The organism is Sphingomonas gellani (assembly GCF_900110035.1).
In the GTDB taxonomy this organism is placed as follows: Bacteria; Pseudomonadota; Alphaproteobacteria; order Sphingomonadales; family Sphingomonadaceae; genus Sphingomonas; species Sphingomonas gellani.
In genome coordinates, this window is record NZ_FOCF01000011.1 from 26343 (window position 1) to 37867 (window position 11525).

Here is an 11525-nt window from a genome sequence, read left to right on the forward strand (position 1 = left end):
CCACTCGGTCCGCTTCGGCCAAGCCCCGCGCCCATGTTCGAAACCATCCTCGGCGCACTCGCCAATTTCGTGATCGCGGTGATCTCCGCCGGCGGGTATCTGGGCATCATGCTGCTGATGGCGATCGAAAGCGCCTGCGTGCCGCTGCCCTCCGAACTCATCATGCCGTTCGCGGGCTATCTGGTGTCGACCGGTCGTTTCGAGCTGTTCCTTGCTGCCACCGCGGGCGCACTGGGCTGCAATCTCGGCTCGATCGTCGCCTATGAGGTGGGCAAGCGCGGTGGCCGGCCGGTGGTGGAACGCTGGGGCAGGTATCTCCTGATCGGCGCGGACGAACTTGACATGGCCGACCGCTTCTTCGAGCGATGGGGCAAATGGGCGGTGCTGATCGGGCGACTGCTGCCGGTGATCCGCACGTTCATCGCCTTTCCCGCCGGCATGGCGCGGATGCGGCTGGTGCCGTTCCACATCTACACCTTTATCGGATCGTGGCCGTTCTGCTTCTTCCTCGCCTGGGTCGGCATGACGCTCGGCGACAAGTGGCACACGGATCCGCGTCTGAAGGCCGCGTTCCACCGGTTGGACGCGGTGATCGGCGTGCTGCTGGTCGCGGCGGTCGCCTTCTACGTGTGGCACCGGATCCGCGGCATCCGCAAGAACCGCGCCTGACCGCGCGCACGGTCCGGTTCATCAGTAGCCCTTGACGATCCGATCCGTGTCCGTCTGATCCGCCGCACGCGCCTTGTTCGCGGCGCGATTGGCGCGCACTGCTTGGTTGAAACAGCCAGTCTGCCCGCTCTGCCCCACCACCGAACAGCTGCCGGTCGCATTGGCGCCCACGCCCTCCGTGGTCGCCCCCTGCGCCCGGACCGCCCAGCTTTCGTTCTGCGGCGTGATCTGGAACTCGCGCAGCTCCTTGGGCACGCGGAACTGTTCGTTGGCGGACCGGCGGGTGCACACCACCACCTCGTTGCCGTCATTGTCGGTGGGGCAGCGTTCGTTGCCGTACAGCACCAGCACGCCGTTGACCGGCGCATTGCGCGACACGGACGCCGGGCCGGAGGGTGCCGTTCGCGGCTTGGCCGCACCGGGCAGCGCCGCCTGTTGTGCCAGGGCGGGCGCCGCGGTCGCTCCCGCCAGGGCAAGGATCATCAAAGCGCTACGCATCACTCTCTCCCGCGTCAGATTCTCGTGGCGGCGGCGATCGCCACCTTGCACCCCAGCCGGATCACCGCGCTCATGACCGGATAGCCGAACGCGTTCTCCGCCCCGGCGGCCAACGCATGGTCGCGATGCTCCAGTTCCTCGGCCTGGAACTCGGCAATCGCACCCGACAATTCGGGGTCGCTGTCGCCCAGCGCATCCAGCTGCTGGGCGTAATGCTTGTCGATCTCCGTCTCCACCGCGGCGGTACAGGCCATCGCCGCCTCCGGCCCGATCGCCGCCGTCACCGCGCCCAGCGCAAAGCCCGCAACGCTCCAAAAGGGCTGCAACAGCGTCGGGCGCACGCGCCGCTCCGCCAGCATGCGGTCGAAAAAGGCGCGGTGCCGCTCTTCCTGCGACGCCATGTGGTGGATGGCGCGCGCCGCCGGGTGACGATCGCCCAGGATGGCGAGCTGACCCTGATAGATCCTCGTGGCGCCGAATTCGCCCGCCTGGTCGACGCGGATCATCGCGTCCGTGCTTTCGGCTCGATCGCCCGGCAAACGGCTCATCGCGCTTTAACTCCCAACCAGGCGACCAGTGCCGCGCCAAGCAGCGAGACGATCGCGTTGAACCCCGCCAGCGACACACCGCCCAGCGTCCATTGCGCCGCGTCACAGCGGACCATGGGCGCGTGCATGATCGCGTCCAACCGTTCCGCGGCGGTCATTCCCGTCATGCTGACGGTGGAGGTGCAGCCGGTGAACCCCTGCCACCAGTGATACTCCACCCCCGCATGCAGCGCGCCGATCACGCCGGACGCGGCGATCAGCAGCGCCGCGAGCAGCACCAGCGCCCGGGCCGGCCTGGGCGGCGCAAAAAAGGCGAGCAGCGCCACTGCCACCGCGGCGTAATGCGGCCAACGCTGCCAATGGCACATCTCGCACGGGTAGAGCCCGCCGATCAGCTGGAACCCCCAAGCCCCCGCCAGCAGAGCCGCCGGCAACAGCAGGGCCAGCCACCGCGCCCGGGACAGCCGCGTCGTCATGCCGCCCGCGATCACTTCGTCGCCGGTCCGCTTGCCGGCACCACCTTCGGCCTGGTCGCGGCGGCGACCTGCTGCGGGCCACCCAACCGCGCCACGGTCTTCAGCGCGTAGTAGAGCTGGAAATCGTCGATCCCCTGCTTCTTCAGCGCGTCCGGCGTGGCGGAGAAACGCGGATCGTCCTTGGTATCTTCTTCCAGTACCGCATTGTCGGCCTTGATCTCGTTGATCAGGTGCCGGCGCAGGTCCGCCTCCCGGAACACGGGCCGCGTCTTGTAATCCGGGTCGCTGATCTGCGGGACGCGGATGTCGGGTTCGATTCCGCCCTCCTGCACGCTGCGCCCCGATGGGGTGTAATAGCGCGCCGTGGTCAGGCGCAGCGCCGTGTCGGGACCCAGCGGCAGCACCGTCTGCACCGATCCCTTGCCGAACGTCTTGTCACCCATAACCAGCGCGCGGTGATGGTCCTGCAACGCGCCGGCCACGATCTCCGACGCCGACGCGGTGCCGACATTGGTCAGCACCACCACCGGCAGGCCGTGCGCATCGTCGCCGGGCTTGGCGTAATAGCGTTCGATGTCCGTCTTCTCGCGGCCGCGCTGGGACACGATCTCACCATGGTCCAGAAACGCGTCCGACACCGCGATCGCCTGGGTCAGCAACCCGCCGCCATTGTCGCGCAGGTCGACCACATAGCCCAGCGGCCGATGCCCCAGCGACTTGTCGATCGCCATGATCGCGGCGCGCGTGTCGGCGCCCGTGTTCTCGGAGAACGTGTTGATGTTGATGTAGCCGACCTGGCCGCGCACCTCCCACTTTACCGGGCGCTGCACGATCACCTCGCGCATCATGGTCACGTCCAGCGGCTTGTCGCGCCCCGGCCGGACCAGGGTCAGCGACACCTTGGTGCCCGGCTTGCCGCGCATGCCGTTGATCGCCTCGTCCAGCGATTCGCCGTAGATCAGCTTGCCGTCGATGTGCGTGATGTAATCGCCCGCCTTGACCCCCGCGCGCGCCGCCGGAGTGTCCTCCTGCGGTGCGATGACCTTGATCGCGCCATCCTCCATCGACACGGTCAGCCCCAAGCCGCCGTAATTGCCCTCCGTCATGATCTTGAGGTTGTCGTAATCGGTCGCGTCGACATAACTGGAATGCGGGTCCAGACTGGCCAGCATCCCCTGGATCGCGCCCTTGATCAGCGTCTTGTCATCGACCTTGTCGACATAGTCCGCCTTGACCCGGTTGAACACGTCCAGGAACTCGTCGAACTCGCGGTAGCTGCTGGTGTCGGCGGCCGCCATGGCGCTGGTCGCCAGCGGCACCAGCGCGAGCGCGCCGACGATGGCGATCATGGGCGCGGTCGCGGAAAAGGGGGAACGGGGCATCGCCGGATCCTGAAACTCGAAACTGTGGCCGCTCATGTAGCCCCAACTGCGCCACGATGGTAGCGGCGCGCGCTGAACCGCGCCTGACCGGTCCAGGCCCCGTCTCGGCAAGTACAGCGGACTCGATTGTTAAGCTTTACATGCCATCAGCGAAGTTGACGTCCTTCAACGGCTGATCCGGAACACCATGACCAAGACGCGCACGACCCGGCTTTCCTCAAAGGTGACGCTGCTCATCGTCCTGGCGCTGTGCATGCTGTCGGCGATCACCGCCGGCGCTACCGAATGGGTTCTGCAGACGCATGCCGAACGCAATGCGGCGGAGCGACAGGAGGCGAACATGCGCGTCGCCTGGAACGTGCTGCACCAGTTCGGCCGCGACTTTTCGGTGGACGGCGACCGCTTGCGGATCGGCGACCGGGTGCTGAACGACTTCGCCGCGCCGGTCGACCGGGTGAAGCGGCTGGTCGGCGGCACCGCCACCATCTTCCTGGGCGACCGGCGGGTCTCCACCAATGTCAAGAATCCGGACGGCAGCCGCGCGGTCGGCACCACCCTGACCAGCGACGCGGTGCGCGACACCGTACTGCGCCAGGGTAAGCCCTATCGCGGCCGGGCCGACATTCTCGGCCGGCCGTTCTTCACCGCGTACGACCCTATCCTGGACCCGGCCGGCAAGGTGATCGGAGTCCTGTATGTCGGCATCCCGGCGGAGGATTTCCTGGCCGATATCGGCGCGGTGGAACGTACGCTGCTGCTGGTCGCGCTGGTGGTGACGGTGGCGGCGGCCTGGGCGTGCCTGGTCGTGACCCGGCGCATGTTCCGCCCGCTGGACAGCATGCGCGGCGCGATGGAACAGCTCGCGCGCGGCAATCACGATGTCGCGGTGCCCGGCACCGACCGGCATGACGAGATCGGCACCATGGCTCGCTCCGTGGCCGTGTTCCGGGAGGCGGGGATCGCCAAGGCGCGCGCCGACGCGGAACAGCGCGAGGCGATCGATCGCCTGGCCGCGAAGCTGTCGGCGGTCGCGCGCGGCAAGCTGACCACCCGCATCCGCGACGACTTCCCGCCCAGCTATGCGAAGCTGCGCCAGGACTTCAACGCCGCGCTGGACGAGATCCACGCCACGGTCAGCGTCATCAGCAGCAACAGCGCGGAACTGCACGGCCATACCGGCGAACTCAGCGCCGCCTCCGACGACCTGTGCCAGCGCACGGCTCACCAGTCCGCCAGCCTGGAGGAGACATCGGCCGCGATGGACGCGATCGCCCGCACGGTGCGCCGCACGGCGGACGGCGCCAGCCGGACCAGCGGCCTGATCGGCCACGCCCATCAGGAGGCCGCGCGCGGCGGAGAGGTGGTGCGCGAGGCGGTCGACGCGATGAAGCGCATCGAGGAATCCTCGGGCGAGATCGCGGAGATCATCAGCCTGATCGACGGCATCGCGTTCCAGACCAACCTGCTGGCGCTCAATGCCGGGGTCGAGGCGGCGCGCGCGGGCGATGCGGGCAAGGGGTTCGCCGTTGTCGCGTCGGAGGTCCGCGCGCTGGCGCAACGCTCCGCCGACGCCGCCCGCGACGTGCGCGCACGCATCACCGTCAGCAGCAACCAGGTCGAAACCGGCGTCGGCCTCGTCCACGAAACGGGCGCCGCGCTGGACCGCATCATCGTGCGCATCGACGAGGTGGGCGGCCTTGTCCGCGAAATCGCCGCCTCGGTGGAGGAACAGGCCAACGGGCTTCAGCAGATCAACCAGGCGGTCGCCGAAATGGATAGCGTGACCCAGCAGAACGGCTCCATGGCGGATCAGGTGACCAGCGTCGCCCGCGGCCTGAAGGATCAGGCCGACGCCCTGGGCCGCGAAGTGGCACGGTTCGAGGTTGCCGCCCCACCCACCGCCCGCGCCGTGCCGGCCGATCCCGCCGGCGGCTGGCGAATGGCCGGCTGAGGGTAGGCGGGCGGACCACCCCGACACGCTAGAAAGCGAAGCGACGCGGTTCGACGCTTCCGCCGCGGCCGACGATCGCACCATCCTGGTCGATTTTACCCGCGGGTGGTGGCCGGCCGGCTGAAACCGGGCGGCCGGATTACGCCGACGCGCTCGGCGGCGAGGTGACGTGGCTCGACCTCCCGCCCCTATCCCAGCGGCCGATCCCACCGGGGCTCGGGCCTGACCGGCTGAAACCGGTCAGGCGGACTTGGCCGGCGCGCTCTGCCGTGACGGTTCTACGCTGCCCCCGGCCCGTCCTGGCCGATCCCGGAAGAGACTGGCGCCTGTCCGGCTGAGAGCCGCCAAGCAAATCACTCAACACGCTCGGCAACGAGGTGGCGCGGTTCCACGTTTGCGCGCCCGACCCCGGCGGCCGATCTCGCCGGCAGCTCGCGGCTGACCGGCGGAAACCGGGCAGAACGCCGCGTCAGCCGAGCAGCGCCGTGATGTCCATCGGCCTACCGCGGCGGCGCAATTCCACCGTGACCAGCGGCTCGTCGCCTCGCACTGCCTGGCCGATCGGCGCGCCGGGTGCGACCACCGCGCCGCGTCGGACCCGCACCTCGCCCAGCCCGGTGACCAGCGTAGACCAGCCGTCGCCATGGTCCACGATCACGATGGTCCAGTAATCGCGGAAGCGGGCGGCATAGCGCACCATTCCGCCCGCCGGCGCCACCACCATCGCGCCCGGTGCGACCGCAAAGGTCAGCCCGCGCGACCGGACGCCGTTGCGCGACACCTCGTCCATCCCGGTGACCAGCCGGCCTGACACGGGCAGGCGATACGCCCCCGCCGCTGCGCCCGGCACGACCGCACCGGGCGGCAGCGGCCGCATCACTGGTCCGGGCAACGCGGCCAGGTCGCTCGCCATCGCCGCGGCAGTCCCCTCCTCGTCCAGGCGATCGACCAGATCCCGCGCCCGCTCGCCCAGCGCCAGCGCGCGATCCGATTCGCTCATCGCGCCGCGACCTAGCGCACCCGCCCGCTCACGATGCGCAGCCTCCAGCCGGGCCAGCCGCGTCCGCTCCCCCTCCAGCCGGCCGCGCGCACCGCGAAGGTCGTCCGCCGCCCCCCGCGCCTCCGCCGCCAGCGCGCGTGCGGTGACCAGTTCGCCGCGCAATCCCGCGGTGCGCGCCCGCACCACCGGCAAGGCGCTGCCCAGAACCGCGCGGACGTGCACCATGTCGTCCACCGATCCCGGCTGCGCGATCGTCACCACTGCGGGGCGACGGGCAAGCCCCTGCAAGGCCGCCAGCAATCGTGCCACCGGCGCCTGCGCCCGCCCCAGCCGGGCGCGCTGCCACGCCAGCCGCGCCTCCACGGCGGTCGCCCGTGCCCGTGCCGCCGTGAGTGCCGCCTCCGCCGCGTCGACCCTGCCAGCCAGCGCACGCTCCTCCGCCGCCGCGCGCCGGGCCGCATCGCTCTCCGCCGCCGCTGCTCGGGCTAGGCGATCCGCCCTGGCGGCCGCCGCCTCTGCCGCGCGGCGTGTCGCGGCGACCTGCGCCTGACCTTGTCCTGCCTGCGGTTCGTTGGCGGCTGAGTCCGGAGCGCGTGCCGCCAGCGAGGCAGCCGTCACGGCCAGCGCGGCCACCCCGACCAGCCCCATAACGATCGCCCGCCCTCGCATGGGCTCAACCCTCGCGATGATAAGGGTGGTTGGCGAGGATGCTGGTCGCGCGGAACAGCTGTTCGGCCAGCATGGCGCGCGCCAGCATGTGCGGCCAGGTCGCGCGCCCGAACGACAGCAGCATGTCCGCGCCGGCCCGCGTGGCGTCGTCGAACCCGTCCGCCGCGCCCAGCAGGAACCGCGCCTCGCGTACGCCGTCGTCGCGCCACCGTTCCAGCCGCCGTGCGAACGCGACCGATCCCAGCACTTCGCCGCTTTCGTCCAGCACGACGCGGCGGGTGCCGGGGTCCTGCGCCGGTATGCGGCCGCCTGTATCAGGCAGTTCGGTGATGCGCGTGGGCCAGTTGATCCGCTTCAGATAGCGGTCGACCAGCTCACCCTCGGGCGAGCGGCCGATCCTGCCACGCGCGACGATGTGAAGAAGGATCAGGCCTGTCCCGGCGCAGGCTGCGCGTCGGTGGCTGGCTTAACGTCGGCGGCTGGGGGAGGCGCGTCGCCGAACGCCCACATCCGCTCCAGATTGTAGAAGGATCGCACTTCGGGACGGAACAGGTGGACGATCACGTCGCCCGCGTCGATCAGGACCCAGTCGGCGGTTGGCAACCCCTCGATCCGCACGCTGCGGCCGAACTCGCCCTTGATCTTTTCCGCCAGCTTCGCCGCCATGGACGCGACCTGGCGGGTCGAGCGGCCGGATGCAATGACCATGTGGTCGGCGATGGTCGACTTGCCGGCGAGCGGGATGGACACGGTTTCCACCGCCTGATCGTCATCCAGCGAAGACAGCACCAGATTGTGCAGCGCCTCTACTTCCTGGGGATCGGGGGCACGAAACGATTGCGGTTGGGTCGCCAAGTCAGCTCCTGGGTCAGTGGTCGACGGCCGGGGCGAAATGCCGCTGCCAGTCGGGATCGGCCGCGCGAACGGCCGTCGCGGAGGTCGGGTCGGGGCGAAAGCGCAGCAGCACGAGTGCCGGCAAACTCCACGTCGTCCAACGCATCGCAGTGGCGGCGGGCCGTTGGTAACGCCGCAGCCAGCCCATCGCGGGACCCGCGAGGGCGCTGTGGTTATACGACGGACGCGCCACCACCGCAATCGGCATCGCGCGTGCGATCCCCCGCCAGCCGCGCCACAGGTGGAACTGGGCGAGATTGTCCGCCCCCATCAGCCAGATGAAGCGCCGTTTGGGATACCGTGCCTTCAATCGGCGCAGCGTGTCCAGCGTATAGCGGGTACCCATGCGCGCCTCGATCGCGGTGGCCCGGATCGGCGCGCGCCGGGCCATCGCCCGTGCCGATGCCAACCGCGCGACCAGCGGCGCCATGTCAATCGCCGACGCCTTCAACGGGTTGCCCGGCGACACCATCCACCACGCCTCGTCCAGCCCCAGCGCGCGGATCGCCTCCAGCGTCACGAAGCGGTGGCCGCGATGCGCCGGGTTGAACGATCCGCCGAGCAGCCCCGTGCGCAGGCCGGTGCGGGTTCGCCCTTGGCTCACCATCCCGTCACCCGCGCACCTGCCCGGTGCCGCGCCCGACCCATTTGTACGTGGTCAACCCTTCCAGCGCGACGGGGCCGCGCGCGTGCAGCCGACCGGTCGCGATGCCGATCTCCGCCCCCAGCCCGAACTCGCCGCCATCGGCGAACTGGGTGGACGCGTTCCACAGCACGATGGCCGAATCGACCTCCGCCAGGAACCGCTCGGCAGCTTCGGCGTCGGCGGCGACGATCGCATCGGTATGGTGCGAACCATGGCGTGCGATATGCGCAATCGCCTCGTCCATCCCCGCGACGATCCGCGCCGATGCGATCGCGTCGAGATACTCGGTATCCCAGTCCGCCTCGTCTGCGGCCGGCAGGTTGGGCAGGCGTTCGCGCAGGACCTCTTCCGCGCGGACCTCGCATCCCGTCGCGGCCAACGCCTCGACCAGCGCGGCCGCGTCCGGGAACTCGACGTCGATCAGCAGGGTCTCCATCGCCCCGCAAATGCCGGTGCGGCGCATCTTGGCGTCCAGCACGACCGCGCGGGCCATGTCCGGATCGGCTGACCGGTGGACGAAGACGTGGTTGATGCCGTCCAGATGCGCCAGCACCGGCACCCGCGCCTCTGCCTGCACGCGCGCGACCAGGCTCTTGCCCCCGCGCGGGACGATCAGGTCGATGCCGCCCTGCGCGCCCAGCATCGCCCCGACGGCCGCCCGGTCGGTGGTGCCGACCAGTTGTACCGCATCCTGCGGCAATCCGGCCCGTGCGATCCCCGCCACCATCGCCGCGTGCAGCGCACGGTTGCTGTCCACCGCCTCCGACCCGCCGCGCAGGATCGCCGCATTGCCCGCCATCAGGCACAGCGCAGCGGCGTCGGCGGTCACGTTGGGCCTGCTTTCGTAGATGATGCCGATCACCCCGATCGGCACGCGCACACGCTCCAGCGCCAGCCCATTCGGCCGCACCGCCCGGTCGATCACGGCGCCGACGGGATCGGACAGCTCGGCCACCGCCTCCACACCCGTCGCGATCGCCGCCACCCGGTCGTCATCCAGCCGCAGCCGGTCGATCATCGCCGGCGACAGCCCGTTCGCCCGAGCAGCGTCCACGTCGCGGGCGTTCGCCGCGAGGATGTCCGGCCCCATCCGGCGGATCTCGGCGGCGGCGGCGACAAGCGCACGTGCCTTGTCGGCGCCGGATGCCCGCGCCAGTGCCCTTGTCGCATCGCGCGCGCGGGCCGTCATGCCGTCCATCATCTCCTGCACGCGCGTATCCTCCGTCATCGTGGAACGGCTAGCAGGTGTGCCGGTGCGCTGCTACACCCGTCACCGCTTGGGGGAGCATCGAACATGTCGGCGGATCTGGCGGCGATCGGGGAAGTGGGTGACGGGCTGATGCTGGCCCGCACGGTGGAGCCGTTCGCCGGCGAGGCGGCCGGACATCATGCGCATCGCGTTGATGGTGCCCTGTGCCTCAATTGCGGCACGCGCCTGATCGCGGAGCATTGCCATCGCTGCGGTCAGAACGGGCATGTCCATCGCACCGTCGGCGCGATCGGGCATGAGATCGCGCACGGCGTTTTCCATTTCGAGGGCAAGATGTGGCGCACGCTGCCGATGCTGGCGTGGCGCCCCGGCGACCTGACCCGGCGCTACGTCGCGGGGGAGCGCGCCCGCTTCGTGTCGCCGATGGGCATCTTCCTGTTCTCGGTCTTTCTTCTGTTCGCCGTGGTCGCGAACCTGCCCGGCTGGCACCTCGGCGACACCGCATGGTTGAGCGACGACAATATCGCCGACGCCCGCATCGCGCTCGCCAAGTCGGAAAAGCACGCGGCCGACCGGGTCGGCGAACTCTCGCGCGATCTGGCGCAGCAGCGTGCCGAACGCGAACCCGACACACGCGCGATCGCGAGGCTGACCGAAAAGCTGGAACGGGCACGCACGGAACAGGCGAACATCGCGCGCACCGCGTCGCTGCTGCCGGGTGCGGAGAACGAGACACACGCTGACGCGGACAACTGGATCCAGGCGAAATGGCGCCACGCGCGGGAGAATCCGCAGCTGCTGCTCTACAAGGTCAAGAGTTCGGCCTACAAGTTCAGCTGGGTCCTCATCCCGCTGTCGCTGCCCTTCATCTGGCTGCTGTTCCCATTCCGACGCAGCGTCGGCATGTACGACCATGCGGTCTTCGCGACCTATTCGCTCAGCTTCATGTCGCTGCTGCTCATCACGCTCGCCATATTGGGCGCGTTGGGATTGTCGGGCGGGTGGATCGCATTGGCGGCATTGGTGATCCCGCCGCTGCACATCTACAAGCAGCTGAAGGGCGCGTATCGCCTGTCGCGTGTCGGCGCGCTTTGGCGGACCTGCTGCATGCTGCTGTTCGCCGCCATCACCTGCACGTTGTTCGTGACGATGTTGCTTTATCTGGGCACCGCCGACTGACCAGCGTCAGCGGCCGGTCACGTCAGCGGCAGGGAAAACGCTTGGCAAGGACGCGGGCATAGCCGTCCTTTAGCGGCAGGCGCTTGTCACGCGCCGGCAGCGCCGCCAGCCCGTCCAGCATGTCGGTGATCCCGATTTTCTCGCCCTCTGGCACGCAGGCGATCGGCGGCTTGCCGGCTGCGCGGCGCTGGGCATCTTCGGCGCGCAGCTGATGCTTGGCATTGTCGGCCTCGGCCTTCAGCACCTGAAAGTCCGGGTCGAGCACCGCCATCATGCCCTGATCCCGCAACGGCTGGGCGCGCGACAGGAAGGTGGAGACCGTCATCGCGGCATCGGCCGGAGCGGCGGCGAGACATGCCGCGATCAGGGTCGCGGGGACGAACATAAAGGAAGGGCGGGGCAT

13 protein-coding genes are annotated in these 11525 nt (G+C 69.6%); 3 read left to right on the forward strand and 10 right to left on the reverse strand.

The features are described from left to right. Positions 1-33: 33 nt before the first annotated feature. Positions 34-669 carry a DedA family protein gene (locus tag BMX37_RS16595; protein ID WP_093666905.1) on the forward strand — a complete coding sequence of 212 codons (636 nt, stop codon included), beginning with the start codon at positions 34-36 and terminating at the stop codon, positions 667-669. A gap of 21 nt (positions 670-690) precedes the next feature. Here BMX37_RS16595 and BMX37_RS16600 read toward each other — a convergent pair whose 3' ends face one another. From BMX37_RS16600 to BMX37_RS16615, 4 genes are read right to left on the reverse strand one after another with little or no spacing between them, the layout of a single operon-like run. Then, a complete protein-coding gene (locus BMX37_RS16600; RefSeq protein ID WP_093666969.1) occupies positions 691-1167 on the reverse strand; it encodes a hypothetical protein in 477 nt (158 codons plus the stop codon). Positions 1168-1181: 14 nt separating this feature from the next. Next, positions 1182-1715: a demethoxyubiquinone hydroxylase family protein gene (locus tag BMX37_RS16605; protein ID WP_093666906.1), complete on the reverse strand. Its 534-nt coding sequence runs from the start codon at positions 1713-1715 to the stop codon at positions 1182-1184. After that, complete coding sequence (locus tag BMX37_RS16610; RefSeq protein ID WP_093666907.1) at positions 1712-2191, reverse strand: disulfide bond formation protein B; 480 nt, start codon at positions 2189-2191, stop codon at positions 1712-1714. The genes BMX37_RS16605 and BMX37_RS16610 overlap by 4 nt, the downstream gene beginning before the upstream one ends. 11 nt (positions 2192-2202) lie before the next feature. Then, positions 2203-3573, reverse strand: a complete 1371-nt coding sequence (locus BMX37_RS16615) for a S41 family peptidase (protein ID WP_093666970.1) — start codon at positions 3571-3573, stop codon at positions 2203-2205. A 187-nt stretch (positions 3574-3760) separates the two neighbouring features. Between BMX37_RS16615 and BMX37_RS16620 the strand changes: the two genes are divergently transcribed. Further along, positions 3761-5524 (forward strand): methyl-accepting chemotaxis protein, encoded by a 1764-nt coding sequence (locus tag BMX37_RS16620; protein ID WP_093666908.1) that lies wholly within the window; start codon positions 3761-3763, stop codon positions 5522-5524. A 469-nt stretch (positions 5525-5993) separates the two neighbouring features. On the opposite strand, the gene BMX37_RS16625 is transcribed toward BMX37_RS16620, so the two are convergent. The 5 genes from BMX37_RS16625 to BMX37_RS16645 are packed head-to-tail and all read right to left on the reverse strand — an operon-like array spanning position 5994 to position 9961. After that, a complete protein-coding gene (locus BMX37_RS16625; RefSeq protein WP_093666909.1) occupies positions 5994-7193 on the reverse strand; it encodes a murein hydrolase activator EnvC family protein in 1200 nt (399 codons plus the stop codon). A gap of 4 nt (positions 7194-7197) precedes the next feature. Further along, positions 7198-7620 carry a 23S rRNA (pseudouridine(1915)-N(3))-methyltransferase RlmH gene (locus tag BMX37_RS16630; RefSeq protein WP_093666910.1) on the reverse strand — a complete coding sequence of 141 codons (423 nt, stop codon included), beginning with the start codon at positions 7618-7620 and terminating at the stop codon, positions 7198-7200. Further along, positions 7620-8048, reverse strand: coding sequence for a ribosome silencing factor (gene rsfS / locus BMX37_RS16635; protein ID WP_093666911.1), 429 nt, complete (start codon positions 8046-8048; stop codon positions 7620-7622). Before rsfS ends, BMX37_RS16630 begins: the two co-directional genes overlap by 1 nt. 13 nt (positions 8049-8061) lie before the next feature. Next, positions 8062-8664, reverse strand: coding sequence for a nicotinate-nucleotide adenylyltransferase (locus BMX37_RS16640; RefSeq protein ID WP_093666971.1), 603 nt, complete (start codon positions 8662-8664; stop codon positions 8062-8064). A 34-nt stretch (positions 8665-8698) separates the two neighbouring features. Next, complete coding sequence (locus BMX37_RS16645; protein WP_093666912.1) at positions 8699-9961, reverse strand: glutamate-5-semialdehyde dehydrogenase; 1263 nt, start codon at positions 9959-9961, stop codon at positions 8699-8701. Between the two features lie 66 nt (positions 9962-10027). On the opposite strand from BMX37_RS16645, the gene BMX37_RS16650 reads away from it, so the two are divergent. Then, positions 10028-11122: a DUF3667 domain-containing protein gene (locus tag BMX37_RS16650; RefSeq protein ID WP_093666913.1), complete on the forward strand. Its 1095-nt coding sequence runs from the start codon at positions 10028-10030 to the stop codon at positions 11120-11122. Between the two features lie 22 nt (positions 11123-11144). Here the strand turns inward: BMX37_RS16650 and BMX37_RS16655 are convergent, their stop codons facing one another. Then, on the reverse strand, positions 11145-11525 hold the full coding sequence (locus BMX37_RS16655) for a hypothetical protein (protein ID WP_244501652.1): 381 nt from the start codon (positions 11523-11525) through the stop codon (positions 11145-11147).